This window comes from Bacteroides sp. MSK.18.37, assembly GCF_019129155.2.
Lineage (GTDB): Bacteria > Bacteroidota > Bacteroidia > Bacteroidales > Bacteroidaceae > Bacteroides > Bacteroides ovatus.
This window is the reverse complement of record NZ_JAHOIB020000001.1, coordinates 4,653,159-4,668,574: the sequence shown is the minus strand read 5'-3', so window position 1 is coordinate 4,668,574 and position 15,416 is coordinate 4,653,159. Positions and strand designations below refer to the sequence as shown.

Annotated in this window: 15 protein-coding genes and 2 pseudogenes; 14 read left to right on the top strand and 3 right to left on the bottom strand. The window is 47.7% G+C overall.

Going from position 1 to position 15,416, the window contains the following annotated elements; all coding sequences use genetic code 11:
- Positions 1 to 180: 180 nt before the first annotated feature.
- The 7 genes and pseudogenes from KSX81_RS17740 to KSX81_RS17710 all read left to right on the top strand — a co-directional run bounded on the left by KSX81_RS17740 (position 181) and on the right by KSX81_RS17710 (position 5,589).
- Entirely contained in the window at positions 181 to 798 is a 618-nt protein-coding gene (locus KSX81_RS17740; RefSeq protein WP_004308105.1) for an RteC domain-containing protein, read from the top strand.
- A gap of 242 nt (positions 799 to 1,040) precedes the next feature.
- Positions 1,041 to 1,385, top strand: a complete 345-nt coding sequence (gene mobA / locus KSX81_RS17735; RefSeq protein ID WP_224202605.1) for a conjugal transfer protein MobA — start codon at positions 1,041 to 1,043, stop codon at positions 1,383 to 1,385.
- A gap of 89 nt (positions 1,386 to 1,474) precedes the next feature.
- The gene (locus KSX81_RS17730; RefSeq protein ID WP_004308102.1) at positions 1,475 to 2,161 is read left to right on the top strand and encodes a relaxase/mobilization nuclease domain-containing protein; all 687 of its coding nucleotides are present in this window, start codon (positions 1,475 to 1,477) and stop codon (positions 2,159 to 2,161) included.
- Between the two features lie 138 nt (positions 2,162 to 2,299).
- Complete coding sequence (locus KSX81_RS17725) at positions 2,300 to 2,599, top strand: hypothetical protein (RefSeq protein WP_004308101.1); 300 nt, start codon at positions 2,300 to 2,302, stop codon at positions 2,597 to 2,599.
- A gap of 33 nt (positions 2,600 to 2,632) precedes the next feature.
- A pseudogene (mobC, locus tag KSX81_RS17720) lies at positions 2,633 to 4,645 on the top strand (conjugal transfer protein MobC).
- A gap of 38 nt (positions 4,646 to 4,683) precedes the next feature.
- Positions 4,684 to 5,427: pseudogene (locus tag KSX81_RS17715) on the top strand (DNA adenine methylase).
- Positions 5,428 to 5,589: a hypothetical protein gene (locus tag KSX81_RS17710; RefSeq protein WP_004308096.1), complete on the top strand. Its 162-nt coding sequence runs from the start codon at positions 5,428 to 5,430 to the stop codon at positions 5,587 to 5,589.
- Between the two features lie 126 nt (positions 5,590 to 5,715).
- Here KSX81_RS17710 and KSX81_RS17705 read toward each other — a convergent pair whose 3' ends face one another.
- Genes KSX81_RS17705 through KSX81_RS17695 form a run of 3 tightly spaced genes read right to left on the bottom strand, consistent with a single transcriptional unit; the run spans position 5,716 to position 7,135 of the window.
- The gene (locus KSX81_RS17705; protein WP_004318633.1) at positions 5,716 to 6,462 is read right to left on the bottom strand and encodes a toprim domain-containing protein; all 747 of its coding nucleotides are present in this window, start codon (positions 6,460 to 6,462) and stop codon (positions 5,716 to 5,718) included.
- A gap of 45 nt (positions 6,463 to 6,507) precedes the next feature.
- On the bottom strand, positions 6,508 to 6,666 hold the full coding sequence (locus KSX81_RS17700; protein WP_004311895.1) for a hypothetical protein: 159 nt from the start codon (positions 6,664 to 6,666) through the stop codon (positions 6,508 to 6,510).
- Between the two features lie 16 nt (positions 6,667 to 6,682).
- Positions 6,683 to 7,135, bottom strand: a complete 453-nt coding sequence (locus KSX81_RS17695) for a M23 family metallopeptidase (RefSeq protein ID WP_008771124.1) — start codon at positions 7,133 to 7,135, stop codon at positions 6,683 to 6,685.
- Positions 7,136 to 7,365: 230 nt separating this feature from the next.
- Between KSX81_RS17695 and KSX81_RS17690 the strand changes: the two genes are divergently transcribed.
- From KSX81_RS17690 to KSX81_RS17660, 7 genes are read left to right on the top strand one after another with little or no spacing between them, the layout of a single operon-like run.
- Positions 7,366 to 8,505, top strand: coding sequence for a DUF4099 domain-containing protein (locus KSX81_RS17690; protein ID WP_004318630.1), 1,140 nt, complete (start codon positions 7,366 to 7,368; stop codon positions 8,503 to 8,505).
- A 5-nt stretch (positions 8,506 to 8,510) separates the two neighbouring features.
- The gene (locus KSX81_RS17685) at positions 8,511 to 9,935 is read left to right on the top strand and encodes a DUF6047 family protein (RefSeq protein ID WP_004311892.1); all 1,425 of its coding nucleotides are present in this window, start codon (positions 8,511 to 8,513) and stop codon (positions 9,933 to 9,935) included.
- A 4-nt stretch (positions 9,936 to 9,939) separates the two neighbouring features.
- A complete protein-coding gene (locus tag KSX81_RS17680) occupies positions 9,940 to 10,755 on the top strand; it encodes a DUF6047 family protein (RefSeq protein ID WP_004311891.1) in 816 nt (271 codons plus the stop codon).
- Between the two features lie 4 nt (positions 10,756 to 10,759).
- On the top strand, positions 10,760 to 12,208 hold the full coding sequence (locus KSX81_RS17675; protein ID WP_004318628.1) for a DUF6047 family protein: 1,449 nt from the start codon (positions 10,760 to 10,762) through the stop codon (positions 12,206 to 12,208).
- A 6-nt stretch (positions 12,209 to 12,214) separates the two neighbouring features.
- A complete protein-coding gene (locus KSX81_RS17670; RefSeq protein WP_004311889.1) occupies positions 12,215 to 12,526 on the top strand; it encodes a hypothetical protein in 312 nt (103 codons plus the stop codon).
- A gap of 29 nt (positions 12,527 to 12,555) precedes the next feature.
- Positions 12,556 to 13,626: a DUF6047 family protein gene (locus KSX81_RS17665; RefSeq protein WP_004311888.1), complete on the top strand. Its 1,071-nt coding sequence runs from the start codon at positions 12,556 to 12,558 to the stop codon at positions 13,624 to 13,626.
- A gap of 20 nt (positions 13,627 to 13,646) precedes the next feature.
- Positions 13,647 to 15,413, top strand: coding sequence for a DUF6047 family protein (locus KSX81_RS17660; protein WP_004311887.1), 1,767 nt, complete (start codon positions 13,647 to 13,649; stop codon positions 15,411 to 15,413).
- Positions 15,414 to 15,416: the final 3 nt, after the last annotated feature.

The following is a 15,416-nucleotide window of genomic DNA, read 5'->3' as shown; positions in this document are numbered from 1 at the left end:
AAGTGTAAGCCGTCCTAACATTCTTGTCAAGGACGGCTTACACTTTTTATTTACACCCGTTTCTATATGAAATTTGTTTATTGTTGATTGTCAGTATTTTAAAAAGGTATAGAGCTTTAAACGATAGCAGAGGCATTTCATTTGGCTTACTCCGGTATAAACAAATCAAATGTATGCCGTATGAAACCATTTACAGAATGCCGTATATTCAATTATTTATCTCTGGCTTCAAGCCCAAAACAGACAGTTTCCGATGAAGAATTCTCTTCCTCCTATACCGAATATGAACAATACCTTTACGACCTCGCCATCGAATCGGTTTCCGTATCGGAAAGGCTGCGCCATCTGCTTCACAGCAAGGTAGAACTGATTTCCCTAAAGAAGTTATTCACCCGAACAGGACATTTCCACACGGCAGTAGCCGAATTCTATCTGGACAAATGCCTCCTGCTGGTGGAGGCGGAAATAGAGCTGGTCAATTTTGGTGTACAGTACCCCGGAACCATCACGACACCTTCCTCGTTTCTTTCATCGCTCCATTGGAAAGGTTCGCTGGTCAACCTGATGGAACTGATCTCCTCGCTGGATTACAGCGGGCTGATTACGGACGAAAGCGGCAAACGCCTCTCTTTCGCCGGTATCGTTTCCGCTTTTGAGAAACTCTTCAATGTTGCCATTCCCAAACCATATGACCTGCGTGCCGACCTTGCCCGGCGCAAAAAGAACTATTCCGTCCTGCTGCCCAAACTAAAGGAAACCTTTGAAAAGAACATCGCGGCTTGCGGAAACGGGAAGTGAACAGGGGTATTTTTACCCCCTGTCACAAATAGTCATCTCTTGTCATTTGTAGTCACTTTCCGATTTTAGGTTCGTATCAAAATTATCACTTATTTTGCTGCCGGATAAATAAAACCTGAAAAGATATGGCTAAAATCAATAGTACACGCAAACCCGGACGGGCTGACACTTCGAGCAAATGAAGAGGCGGACGGAATCCCAAAGAGGAATCAGAACTTCATTCTTATTATTACGGATTCCGTCTGGACGAACTCCAGAACATCGAGTTTGAGAGGCTCTTTGAGAATTCGGGAGCTAATAATAAATCCCAGTTCATCCTTGCCGCCCTTTTCGACAAACCGATGAAAGTCGTGAAAATAGATAAGGCGGCAACGGACTACTACATCAAGCTGACCAACCTGCAGAGCGAATACCGCCGGATCGGAGTAAACTATAACCAGGCAGTCAAAGCTCTGCATACCGGACTATCCGAAAAGAAGGCTCTTGCCATGCTCTATAAATTGGAGCAACTGACTATTGAACTAATATCTCTCAACCGGGAGATTATCCGTCTCACCCAAGAATTTGAACAATGGTTGCAAAAATAACATCAGGAGCCTCCGTTTACGGGGCATTATACTACAATCAAGAAAAAGTGGACAAGCAGCAGGCACGGCCACTGGCATGAAACCGGATCATGGAACCGGCAGACGGCCATCCGACCATCCAGCACTGCATCCGTTCCTTCGAACCGTATCTGGCGGCTAACCGCCGGACTGAGAAGCCCGTTATCCACATTTCATTAAATCCACACCCGGACGATGTGCTGACCGATGAACAGTTGACCGCTATCGGCCAGGAATACATGGAAAAAATGGGATATGGCAACCAACCCTATATCATCTACCGGCATGAGGATATCGGCAGGCCCCACATCCATATCGTCTCCCTGCGTATTGACGAGCAGGGAAAGAAAATTAAAGATTACAAAGAATGGCAACGCTCGACCGCTGTTTGCCGGGAGCTGGAGAGGAAATACCATCTGTTACCCGCCGAGAAGATGGAGCGACGGGAATCCCTGCCGCTGACTGCCGTCGATTACCGGAAGGGGGATATCAAGCATCAGATAGCCAATGTGGTCAAGCCCGTCATGCAGGGATACAAGTTCCAATCCGTCAAGGAGTTTAAAGCCCTGCTTGGCCTTTTCCATGTAACGGTGGAAGAGGCCCACAAGACGATAAAGGGAAAGACCTATCATGGACTGGTCTATGCGGCTACCGATGAAAAAGGAGAACGGACCGGCGTAGCCATCAAATCCAGCAAGATCGGTAAAAGCGTAGGCTACGAGGCACTCCAAAAGAAATTTGTGAAAAGCAAACAATGAATTGCCCGACATCCCGTACCCGTACAGACGAAGGAAGCTATCGCTACCGCCCTGCAAGGACAGCCCACCCGTCAGGGATTCCTGCAGGAACTTTCTGGAAAAGGCATTGCCGCCATACTCTGGCAGAACGATTCCGGTGTGATCTATGGCGTGACCTACATCGACCATAACTCAAAGACCGTATTCAAGGGCTCGCTTCTGGGCAAAGAATATTCGGCATCGGTTATAAACCGGAAGTACGGCACGATCCCACCGGAAAAGACTGAAGAAGCCCCTGTTATCCATCCGTCCGAACCGGAAATGAAAGAGACGGAGCTGGTGGAAGGACTGCTTGATATATTCTCTTTGGAATCCTATCCGTATCCGGCAGACGACCTGACGCAAAGCCCTTACGGGAAAAAGAAAAAGAGAAAACGCAGAGGTCCGCATCTGGGCTAATAAAATGTATCACCATTAATTATCATACCGCTTATGTCACAAGACGAAACCAGAGGGCTCAATAAGAACCTTGACTTCATGAGGGCCATCAGCATCCTATTTTTAGTGATGAATGTCTATTATTTCTGCTATCCCTATTTTCTTTCCATGAACCTGAACATCGGTGTCGTGGACAAGATACTGCTCAATTTCCAGCGGGATACCGGGCTGTTTTCCCATTCGCTGGTGAGCAAGTCCTTCAGTCTGCTCTTCCTTTTCTTCTCCTGCATGGGAGCGAAAGGACGGAAGGACGTGGAGATGTCATGAAGGAGTATCGGCTGTTACCTTATAGCCGGGATGCTGCTCTTTTTTGGTAGCGAGCTCTTACTGACGGCACGCTTCCCCGTCGCGCTTCTAACCTTATTATATGTAGCTACCGTAGCTGCCGGATATATCAGCCTGCTTACCGCCGGAACCTGGATCAGCCGCCTGTTGAAGAACCAACTCATGGATGACGTCTTTAACGACGAGAACGAGAGCTTCATGCAGGAGCGCAGGTTGATTGCCAATGAATACTCGGTAAACCTGCCCACCCGTTTCCGTTACCAACGAAAGACCTATTCAGGCTGGATAAACGTGATTAATCCCTTCCGCGCCTCATTGATATTAGGCACGCCGGGATCAGGAAAGAGTTATGCCATCATCAATAACTATATCCGCCAGCAGATAGAGAAAGGATTCGCCGCCTATATCTATGATTTTAAGTATCCGGATTTAAGCATAATTGCTTATAACCAGCTGCTTAAAAACAAGGATAAGTATGCCAAGCCGGTCGGATTTTATGTGATTAATTTCGATGATCCCAGATACAGCCACCGGTGCAATCCCCTCAATCCTTCGTTTCTATCCGATATCGCGGATGCATACGAATCAGCGTATGTAATCATGTTAAATTTGAACAAGAGTTGGATTCAAAAGCAGGGAGATTTCTTTGTAGAAAGCCCGATTGTGCTATTTGCGGCGGTGATCTGGTATCTTAAAATCTATGAAAACGGGAAATTCTGCACCTTCCCACATGCCATAGAGCTATTGAATAAACCGTATTCCGACCTGTTCACCATACTGACCTCTTACCGGGAGCTGGAGAATTACCTGTCACCTTTTATGGATGCATGGAAAGGTGGTGCGATGGAGCAGCTCCAAGGGCAGATAGCTTCCGCCAAAATTCCGCTATCAAGGCTGATCTCACCTGCCTTATATTGGATTATGACCGGAGATGACTTCACGCTGGATATCAATAATCCGGAGGAACCCAAAGTTTTGTGCGTCGGCAATAACCCTGACAGACAGAATATTTACTCATGTGCGTTAGGATTGTATAATGCCCGTATCGTTAAAATGGTCAACCGAAAAGGCAGGCTCAAATGCTCTATTCTAGTGGATGAGGTTCCCACACTTTACTTTAAAGGACTTGACACCCTGATCGCTACCGCCCGTAGCAACAAAGTGGCAGTATGTCTGGGAGCACAGGATTTCAGCCAGTTAATACGTGACTACGGTGATAAGGAGGCGCGGGTGATCCAGAACACAATTGGAAATATCTTTTCCGGGCAAGTGGTCGGAGAAACAGCGAAAAACCTTTCTGAAAGGTTTGGGAAAGTGCTCCAACAGCGCAAATCCATTAATATGACCCGTGAAGACACCTCAACCAATATCAGTACCCAGCTCGACTCGCTGATACCTGCCTCCAAAATCTCCAACCTCTCGCAAGGAGAGTTTGTCGGCAGTGTCTGCGACAACTTCGGGGAGAAGATAGAACAGAAGATATTCCATTGCGAGATCGTGGTGGACAATGAACGGGTAGCCGCCGAAACAAAAGCCTACAAGCCTATCCCCGTCATAACCGACTTTACCGGTGCGGATGGTAAGGACCACATGCAAGAGGAAATCGAAAGGAACTACTATCAAATCAAGGAAGACGTGACGCAAATCATCGAAAAAGAGCTGCTTCGCATCCAAAATGATCCCAACTTGAAACACCTGCTGGAAACGGCAGACGATGAATAATCCCTATTTAATTTATTAATCATTTAAATGTTGTAAACATGGAAAAAAAGAAAAGTTCTCCGGCCAACCTGCCGGGAAAACCCTGCTTCCCCTGGGTGGGAGGTAAAAGAAGACTGCTTCCCGTACTTATCGAATCCCTTCCGAAAGACTTCGGACAGATGGATACCTATGTAGAACCGTTTGTCGGTGGCGGCGCCCTCTTCTTCTGAATAAGACAAGCCTATCCGGAAATCCGTTGCGTCATCAACGACTCCAACGAGGCTCTGATCAATGTCTACCGCGTCATCAAGGAATCCCCGGAGCAGCTTATTAAAGTGCTTGCCCGGATACAGGACGAATACATCGCGCTGGAGGAACATACCCGAAGAAGGGTCTACTTCATGGAGAAACGTACCTACTACAATGAAGGAAACCCGAATAACATCACCCGTGCCGCCCTGTTTATCTTCTTCATGCGTACCTGTTATAACGGCATCTACTCCGTGAACCATAGCGGAAAGCTGTCCGTCACTTTTGGTGCCGGGGGACGGGTAAAACTGTTGGAAGAGGAACTGATCCGCTTTAACCACAAGCTGCTGCAAGATGTTGTGATTCTGGACGGTGACTACCGGCAGACCGCAGAATACACCGGAGCCAACTCCCTATTTTATTTTGACCCGCCTTATAAGCCGGTCAATGAGGGTAACTCCTGCACCTCCTACATGCCACAGGACTTCGGAGATGAAGAGCAGATCAACCTGGCAAATTTCTGCAAGGGAATAGGTGAAACCGGTGCCAAATGAATGCTTTCCAACTCCGATCCCCGGCAAAAGAACCCTGAGAACACCTTCTTCGACGACCTCTATGCCGGTTTCCATATCCAGCGAATCAGCATCTTCCGTTCCATCTGTTCCATAGCCGAGAAAAGAGAAGCGGTCAATGAATTGCTGATCAGAAATTATTAAGAATAAATATCCGGTGGTAGCCGGGTAGCAATAAAAAGAGAGCCAAATTCCCTCCAGCAGGGATTTGACTCTCTTTTTTATTGCCTGCCTTTCATGCATCAGACAAGGACCAGTATTTTATAATTTTCAACCGGACTGTTTCTTTGCAGGCTTTTCAATCAGCTTCGGGGCTGTTTCGTGCTGATGATCCGTCTTGTTCTCCTGCGCCATCTTCCTGCCCAACAGGTAATCGTTCAAATCGTTATACTCCCGGTAGCAGTCGGACTTGTCCCTGACCGGGCATCCGGCTTGCGCCATCTGCTGAAAAGCCTGCCTTCCGGCGGAATCGTTATCCAGTAGGCAGAGGGCACTCTTATACTCTTTCAAGACAGGGATAGCCTTGCCTACATTGCTGACCGAATTTAAAACGATATAGTCCGGACCGTTTCCTTTAGGCTGTCCGTTACCGGGATGCGTAGCCTTGAGCGTGAGGTATGAGAGATAATCCATAAAGCCTTCAACCACTATGCAACGGTCGCTGCCATTTTTGATATGGGTAATCTCTTTGGGCGATATGCTGCCTTTTAGGTATTTGTTACGGATCTCGTACCCGCCGCTCCGGTTGGCAAAGCCTACGGCAAAATACCATTTTCCCTTGTTCTGAAAATGCACTTCCTTGCATGCTTCCCTTGCGATTTCAGGCAAGATGCCTCTTTCTTTGAGATATCCCAGCAAGACCGGGTTCGTCAGCGGATCAATGCGTACCTGCCGGTAGCCGGTAGCCTGCGGTTCCGCCTGCCGGGGAGAGGCTGCTACCGGACGGAAAGCAGCCGGAAAATGTCCCTCTATCGTTTTAAGCGCATAAGAGATATCCTTCGTCTTTTGAAGCTCCATCGCCAGGGTGATGATGTCCCCTCCCTGTCCGATGCCGAAATCGTATCATAGGTTGCGGGATGCGCTCACCTTGAAAGAAGGTGTCTTCTCCTCACGGAAAGGGGAACAATACCAGATACTGTCCCCTTGTTGTTTTACCGGGTTGAACCCCATACGCCGGAGATAATCCTCCAACTGAATGCTCTTGGCTTCTTCAATGTTCATTGTGTAACGGATTAAATTAATGACTCTTTTTAGAACGGGAATCCTTTAGTATCACCCACTGCAACGGATTCTGCGGCTTCCCGTTTTTTCTCAGTTCAAAATGCAGATGGTTGCCGGTCGCTATGCCGGTATGACCGACATTGCCGATATGCCGACCTATGCGTACATCGCTCCCTTTCCTCACATGCAATTTGCTCAAGTGTGCATACAACGTGGAAAAGCCGCCCGCGTGCCGGATTTCGATGTACCAGCCGTAACTGCTGCTATACCTGGCTTCAACGACTTTCCCGCTTCCTGAAGCATAGACCGGCGTGCCATAGGGTGCGGCAAGATCCACTCCGGCATGGAGTATCCTTTTCTTTTTCACCGGATGCATCCTTATACCGAAACCGGAAGAAACGGCATACCTCCTCCGACTTTCATTCAATGGATACAGAATAGGATAATCGGCCAGTACGGTAACCGGCAACCGGCTGTCTCATATGAAAGACTTTCACTGCCGGGCAGAGTGGATACGGTAGATGACAGCACTGAGTCCGGCTTTATATCCCTTTGACGGGGACTGTGCAAAAGCCGGACATGACAATAAGTGACAGAACATGACAATTAATGACAACTTCCTCATAATCAAACTATTTAATGACAAAGATAGTAATTTTACCCTCGTAAATGATTCATTAATCTTTAAAATTAACGTATATGAACGATGTGAATTTAGCTCCTGAAAACAAGGAAGCAACCCCGGAACACGGGTATTTGATGGCGTATGACAAGAAAGAGCAGAAAGCCAAAGGTGTAAAAGGAATCGCAGCGAACGGAGAGCTGGAAACGCTCGAAGCTAACGAGGCGAACAGGGACCAGTTTATCAAAGTGGACCAACGTGGAAACTTCTTCACCAACTTCGGGAAGAATTTTCTCTACCAGTACAATAATCCCGGTCGTTACTCCCTCTACAACATGCCGAAGGAAACGCTCGTAGAGCAGGCCAAAGAAAAGATCGAAGCGGCGCAGGAACCACAGAACGAAGCAGTCAGAAGGGAACTGGCTTCGACCAGGGTGTATAATAACCATCGCTTCAACGAGCGGGAAGTGAATTGGGAACAGGCCGCCAAATACGGCATTACCCCGGACGGACTGAAGAACGCAAAGGACAGCCTCGAAAGAATGTTGCAGGGAAAGACTTCCGCTATCGCTTTCCGTGTGGCAAAAAATTCCGAGCTGGGGCGTGAAAACGGGGATGCCAAACTCTCCCTGTTCCGCGACGAGAACGGAGCTGTCAAGTTCGACATCCACTACATCCGTCAGGCTCCCAAGATCGGGGAAGACTACAGGGGACATGTCCTGACGGAAGAAGACCTCAAGGCCCTGAACCAGACCGGCAATCTCGGCAAGGCGGTGGATGTAGTCATTGACTACCGTACCAAAGAAACCAAATCCTGCTACCTTTCCAAAGACCCGGTGACCAATGAATTGTTCCATATGCCCGTAGAGCAGGCACGCATTCCGCGTAAGGTGAAAGATTATACGCTTTCTCCGAAAGAATACGATGCTGCCGTGCGCGGTGAGGAAGTACCGATCCGTTTCAAGTCTGATAATGGAAAATTTTATGCCACCTCCATCCAGATGAGTGCCGCCGAGCGAGGGGTGGAATTCCTCTGGGAAAGAAGCACCAAGAAGTTGGAAGAGGCACAGAAACAAGGTCAGGAACAAGACGGAAGCCAGCAGCAGCCCCATGCACCGGTACAAGTAGCCGGAAAACCCCGGAAAAAAGAGGAAGCCTCACAGCAAGCGGAAAAGAAACCGCGTACCCGTAAACCGTCCATCACACCTAAAATGTAAGAAAAATGGCAACCTATATTTCTGATGATCCCAAACTATTGGACGAGCTTTTCAGGAAAGACGGTGAAGGCCAGCTCCTTGTCGGTTATGAAACCGGCAAGGAGAAACCCCATGCAGAATCCTCCTATATGCTTTATCCTGCCAATCCCGACAGGCAAGACCCTGTCTATACGTTTATGGCCTTGTTCAGCCAACAATCGATAAAAGCCAAATACTCCGCCTTCGTACCGAATACCCGTCTGGAAATCTATTCATTCCCGAAGATGACGGATGTACCGGCTATCTCCGGAGATATTTCCAAAAAGGAATATATCAATCAGGTATTACTACCCTATATCCGGGAAAAGGGACTGGCTCCTCTAATAAGTACCAATCTGAGAAATGTCCTGTTTGCGCAGTCACGCAGCGATATCCTCATGATATCGGGAGAACTTCCGAAACTGACCACACAGCAGTTGGACGAGCTGGTCCATTTTCATCAGAAGCAGGATGAGCTGGCTGCCAGGTATGATTATAATCCGGTTTACAAATTACCGCTGCATGCTGTGGAAACGTCCAAAGGAATCTTGTTTTTCAGTGATACCAAAATGGGACGGGAGGGATTGAAGAGCTTTTACCAACAGTTATCCGGCAATTATTTCTGGGTTCATGGCGAACCCGGTCCTGTCAGGCAATACAACGTCAACTGCCTGTCCGACGATATCTGTCCTTTGGTGGATGCCTGCTACCGGAAGAATCCCCAAAGCGGAAAAGGGGAATATGATTTTGATAATGCTGTATTCTCAAAAGAGGCTTTCCGTGACAGGAAACAGTGGAAACTGGCGTTTGAAACGGACATGGAGCCGAGCGCTTCTGAATTTCTCCGCCTGAATGAATTTGCCGGATGTCCTGCGAGCCGTAACAATGCGGATATCAGCAAACTGTTGTATCTGATGGAGAACGGATTCAAGCGGGATATAATAAATGATCCCGATTTCGGATACCGGAATGTCTTTCAGGAGTATGTCACCCGGATAGACGACTGTATCAACGGACAGTCCTCGGGGCCAGATTTGTCAGATGTGCTGGATGACATGCGTTGGAAAGCGAAGAATATCCTTCTGACGGATTTCGATGTCCGTGGACACCGTACATTGGAAAGGACACTGAATGACAGGAGCGTCCCGTTTCTCATCAATGGAACCGATGCCGGCGAAGCCATGAGGCAAGCCTTGCTGGAAGGAAAGTGGATCTACTGTCCCCAAATATCCAAGTCAATGCCAGATTTACATTTCCTCCATGCCGAAAAGACATGCAACCGGGTAATGGCATATACCAAATCTCCCGTAAACAAGACCGTGTATCAGGAGAAAAACGGCAAAATCATTCCATATGTACCGGCTTTGAAAAAGGTATCGAAAACGAAAAGGAACAATTCCCTCAAAATGTAATGATATGAAGCAACCTGAACAATCCTATACAGCCATAGAGACAGCCCATGGCTTTGTGTTCTTTACTGATACGACGGAAGGACAGAAAAACAGGCAGGACTTTCTGCAATTTATGGCAGACCATTACTTCGATCCCCATTTCAATCTTGGTCCGGTAAATGTTTACCGGGCAGAAGGAGTCCTAAAGGATGGATCCTATGTCAATCCGGGTGAAGGCCTGTACCCGGAATATGCTTACCTGCAGATGGATAAGACACCGGAAATGGAGCTGGTCTACCGGAATGAGATGAAGCCGACCTGGGAGGATTTCGGTAGTTTCTGCCACAATATGCATTGTACCAGCAGCCATCGCAACCGTAATATCGCTGATATTTTGGAGGAAATAGAAAGCAAGGACCGTAAATTACTGGAGCTTTCCAAACAAGGTACAGCATCGGATATCCGGCAGCAGATAGAAGAAACCGGCCAGGATAAAGCCTTGCTGGACAAACTCCTCAAGCAGTATTACGATGTGCGTGGACACCGGACTGTTGGGAACATCCTCCGCGACCCGATGGAATGTGTCACCGTAGACGGTGTCCGGCTCTTTACCCCTCACCGGCAAGTATTGGCGGCAGGGCACGGACTCTTCCTGCCGGGAGAGGCAAAAAGCAACCCGTCCCATGCCTATGCATGGATAAACGGGGATTTCACCCGGATCGTATTTTCTAAGGATCCTCCTGCGAACAAACAGGTGTTCAAAGTGAAAACAGTCATCGAAAAGGCTTTGAATAAAAAGCAGGACGTGAAAAAGAAAAGAAATACCCACCCTAAATTGTAGAAATATGGACAAGAGAAACCAAATGGAAAATCCTTTTTTCGATCCCGACAAGCCGGGAAGTATTTTTGTCGGTATGGACCGTTACCATCAGTACTCTCCCCACCAGCCCCGAAATGCCCTCACATTCATTCAGAAAGGAGATGCGGACAGCCTGTTCCGCAAATTCCTGATTGACAATATCAAGGAAGCGGAGTGCTGCCCCTATATTCCGGATACGGAACTGCTCCGGTTTGACCTGGCGAACATGAGGCAGGTTCCACCGGTAGATACCCATACCCCTTTCGAGGAATATATCAGCAAGGAACTGCTGCCGTATTTTCAAGAACACTGCATTCCCCCTGCCAAACGCATTTCCCTGCGTGATGCGGTCTATACCTATAAATACAAGAATGAACCGGACGGCGGCATATTGAAGAAGTATCTCATGCAGGAACCCGCATACTTGGAGTTTCGATTACAGCAACAGGAAAAAAGGACATTGTACCGGTGCCAGCCGCGGTACACATTCCCCTTAAAAGTGGTGGAGAATGACTTCGGATACCTTATCTTTTCCGGTAACGAGATCGGCAGGAACGGATTCAGGGAGTGCATCCGGTACATCACGGACCATTACTTCGACCCGCACTACGATACCGGCCATCTGGCCGTCTACGACAGTACGTTCATGGACAAGAACCTGGTTCCTCTCATAGATGCCGCTTACAAGCCGTGCAAACCGATGGAACTGGATTATTCCTTCGATTTTTATCCGGCATCCTATATCGGTCTTGACGAACTGCCCAAAGAATTCATCGACAGTTTAAAACCGGTATGCTACCATTCGATGGAAGCGACAGCCGGGGATTTTATAAAATTCGCCACCGACTGGCATTTCAATAAGGATACGCAGGTTTCCATCAGCCGGGAGAACCATGACATTTACCGGCTGCTGACCGTCATGCGTAACGGTTATATGAATATTCATGAACAACCGTTTACCTATTTCAATGAACTGCTGCCGTATGCCAAGGAATTTGAAAAAGTCACGCAGGTTAAATCTGCCGGCGAATTCGATACGGGAAAGTTCAAGCGGTTGTCTACGGAAATCCGGAAGGCTGCCGATGGAATTTTGAAAAGGGATTTCGATGTGAGAGGGCACCGTTCCCTTGAGAATATGTTGAATGACTCCACCGTTACCTTCACCGTCGGAAGCCGAAAACTGAATGAAGTTCAAAAGACGGCACTGGCTTCGGGATACGCACTGTATCTCCCGGAAAACAACAAGGAGGCGACAAGGCATCTCCTTTTTTGCAAGGCCGACTTTGAGCAGGGCAGAATTGAGGGTTCCTCCAAGCCCTTCGGCGTCAGGACATACGTGATAAAGGACGGACTGCTCTGTCCGCTGCCGGAAGAGAAGAATACCGTTAAAAAGACTGAGAATAAGAACAGACATAACAATAACCGTTTAAAATAAAGCGATATGATACCTAAAAGTCAGATGTACCTCGGAGCGCGGATTGTAGAGAACGATCCGGAAGAGGAAACTCCCGTTGTTCCCTATAAAGGAACAGTAACAGCCATTGAAGAAACCGGAAAAGGGGAACTGGATTACTTTGTCTATATCCGGCTGGATGATGAGTCCATGAAACAAAAAAGAATCTCCCTTTGCTGCCCGGACAAGATCATGACCTGTTTTCCATGGACTATAGACCTGGAAGAAAAACAGAAAATGGAGCAGAAAATGAAGAATAAAAAAGTTCCCGACCCGTCGAAACGGCATAGACTATCTTAATCAACCATTCATCTAAACCATAAAATAATATGAGTACATACATTGGTTTCAATTTGAACAGCAACAGGCAGATTGAACATTTCCAGACCATAGAGAATCGTTATGGCATCAATTCAGATGGCGGCAAATTTCTTTTCGGGCAGGCAGAACTGGCCTTGAAAGGCTCCTACATTCCTAAGGAAGAAGTCTATTTAATACCATATCAGGGTGCTGTACAACCGGGGAACATTGAAAGGTTCATCAAGGACATGACCCATAACGGAGGACTGTCTTGTGCAACTCATTTCCCATTGCGGGATATCGCCTTCGTTTACGAGAATACATCTCCTTATGGCATCCATAATGTGGATAGCATCCAGAGAATGCTTCAAAAGGCCAAAGACAATCCCCTGCTGAAAAAACAACTGAACGCTTACCGCGCATTCCATCAAGAAAAGGAAAAAGATATCTACAACAGGGTGATTACTGCAATAAATACGAACCAGGGAGTCCTGATGTTCAATGATACCGGCAGGGGGATACAGTGTGCGCAGAAATACCTGCAGCATATTGGCGATAATTTCTTCTCGCCGGTTTACAGGGATGCGGATAAACTGCAAATATATTATTTCAGCACTTCCAATATCAATCTGATCAAAGAGGCGTCAAAGTGTTCGAACATGTTTGAACATGGCTTAAAAAAGATATACCTTCCCCAAAAGGCTCATTTCCTGGATTCAAATATGATAGCCAACTATACCCCGGCGGTAGAATGCAGCATGGCTCCCTCTTTGGAATGTTATAACCAACTGGCCGAAAAGTTGAATCTGGGCAAGAGCCAGAAGAATTATAACATAGGCGTACTCGACCGGATCTGCAAGACCGGGCAAATCGGGAATTTGGAAAAAGACAGCCGGTTCAACCATCAAAACAGCTTTGTCTCCCTGGATGAACGGATCAGGCTGTCTTATGTGGGGAAGCAGGATGGCACACTGCTGAAAAATGCACTTGAACGGACCATCAAGGATACGGCAAAGAGAATCCTGCAGACGGACTATGCGGTACGGGGCTATGAACCGCCCAAACAGGAAAAGAAAAAGAGTAGAAGTATCACCATGTAACTATTTTAAATTTCAATCGTATGCAAAAGCAAGAGATTTCAAACATTATGATTTTCTTTGTTACCCAGGACTTGGAAGGGCAACCCCGACAACTGGAGATGCACCTGATGCCGGAGAAAGAAGTATCGATGATGAATCAACGATTCACCGAATACCTCCAGCGGCAAAGGGAAATGTACAAGCCGTCCCTTGTCCAAAGCCACTTGCCGGATCTTTATCTGTGCCGCTACCAGTTTCCGGCAGGAGTAAGCTACCCGGATATCCGGCTCTTTGACAAGGATAACAGCTTGGTACAAAAATTCATCACCCGGAACGGAGGAAGCATGCAGGGCAATGTCTCATTGCGCGGACTGGAATACCTGCATTCTCACGATGAAGAAAAAAGCCTGCCCATGCTGGTAGCCAGCGGACTTGCCGACCACCTGCTTGTACAGCCGGAAGCCAAACGGTTCGCGCTGGCACAGGATACTCTCCACGACGATCCGTCGGAAACCCTGACCGCCGTGGAAACCGCCAAAGGAGTGCTTCTGTTCGAATATTCCGGCTTTGGAAAGACATGCTGCCATGCCTATATGCAACATCTGGCCGACCGTTTCTTCATTACGGACGAAGAGAAACCGGAGTTTGTCAACCTGTACAAGCTGACCCGTCCGGACGCAGAAGTGGTAAAGGCATTCCAAGCATCTCCCAATGCCTTCTCCTTATATACAAACTCTTTTCTGCCGGAGAAAGCACAATATCTGGATGCGACTATCCTGCGGAATGCCCGGCTGGACAGGAGCCACCGCATAGAACCGACATTCGATGCCTATGACAAGTTTGCTTCCTCCTATAACGTGCTCCCCAGTATTGCCAATGCCCAGATACTCCGGTTACTATCCTTACAGGAAACCGCAGGAATCTATGGGATAGACTATACAACCAGAAGGATTCCGTTCATACACAAGAATTCTTTCAACTCCCAGTTCAATGCGCTGCAGAATATTCCGGCTGAAAATAAAGGCGGACAGGAGAAGGTCAAATCACAGATCCGGGATCAGGCGGCCTATATCCTGAAACGTGATTACGGGCTTATCCCGGACAGCCTGCAAAACAAAGAGATAGACCCCATCATTTCCCTCCAGACTCCCAAAGGAGCCGTCTACCTGCCCGCCACGGATGAAGGAGCCATCTATAAACAGTGTTACCTGCAATATCTGGCTGACCGTTTCTTCACTCCGGAAGTACAGGCTCTGGGACGAATCAGAGAATTCTATATTTCCTGCCCGAACCATAGCACGGAGCATTACATGCAGAAGCATCTGGACCTTTTCCGGTCCAATCCTTTCTACGGGCAGCTGGCGAAAATGCCATTGTATCCGATAGAGCAATCCGAGCTGTTGAAGAAAGGCGGCTATCCCATAGAGCCGACATACCATGCATTCAAACAGTTTACGGAAGATTACCGGCTTTCGGTAACGCCGGAGAATGCCGAGATATTCACCCTGCTCTTTATACGGGAATACGGATTACCGGCTGATTTCAATACTAATGAAAGCTATAAGGAGTTCACCCACAAAGGAAATTTTAAACCGCTGGATCAAGAAATGTCCGAACTGCAATCCAAAAAGGGATATAGTGAAAAGGCATTCTACAATATTCAAAACAGGCAGCAGCAACTCGCGGACAAGATACTTGGCCTGAGATACAGACTGACCTGTCCTCCGTTGCAACTGACCGGACCGGCGGCTTCGGAAAAGAGAAAGACGGCTTCCCGTCAGAACAAGTCACATAATCCCCGCATCTAAAAC

Bases quoted from the DNA above. Each gene is read 5' to 3' on its own strand.
- KSX81_RS17740 (WP_004308105.1), top strand. From the start codon at position 181: ATGAAACCATTTACAGAATGCCGTATATTCAATTATTTATCTCTGGCT.
- KSX81_RS17730 (WP_004308102.1), top strand. From the start codon at position 1,475: ATGGAACCGGCAGACGGCCATCCGACCATCCAGCACTGCATCCGTTCC.
- KSX81_RS17710 (WP_004308096.1), top strand. From the start codon at position 5,428: ATGCTTTCCAACTCCGATCCCCGGCAAAAGAACCCTGAGAACACCTTC.
- KSX81_RS17705 (WP_004318633.1), bottom strand. From the start codon at position 6,462: ATGGAGCTTCAAAAGACGAAGGATATCTCTTATGCGCTTAAAACGATA.
- KSX81_RS17700 (WP_004311895.1), bottom strand. From the start codon at position 6,666: ATGAACATTGAAGAAGCCAAGAGCATTCAGTTGGAGGATTATCTCCGG.
- KSX81_RS17690 (WP_004318630.1), top strand. From the start codon at position 7,366: ATGAACGATGTGAATTTAGCTCCTGAAAACAAGGAAGCAACCCCGGAA.
- KSX81_RS17685 (WP_004311892.1), top strand. From the start codon at position 8,511: ATGGCAACCTATATTTCTGATGATCCCAAACTATTGGACGAGCTTTTC.
- KSX81_RS17680 (WP_004311891.1), top strand. From the start codon at position 9,940: ATGAAGCAACCTGAACAATCCTATACAGCCATAGAGACAGCCCATGGC.
- KSX81_RS17675 (WP_004318628.1), top strand. From the start codon at position 10,760: ATGGACAAGAGAAACCAAATGGAAAATCCTTTTTTCGATCCCGACAAG.
- KSX81_RS17670 (WP_004311889.1), top strand. From the start codon at position 12,215: ATGATACCTAAAAGTCAGATGTACCTCGGAGCGCGGATTGTAGAGAAC.
- KSX81_RS17665 (WP_004311888.1), top strand. From the start codon at position 12,556: ATGAGTACATACATTGGTTTCAATTTGAACAGCAACAGGCAGATTGAA.
- KSX81_RS17660 (WP_004311887.1), top strand. From the start codon at position 13,647: ATGCAAAAGCAAGAGATTTCAAACATTATGATTTTCTTTGTTACCCAG.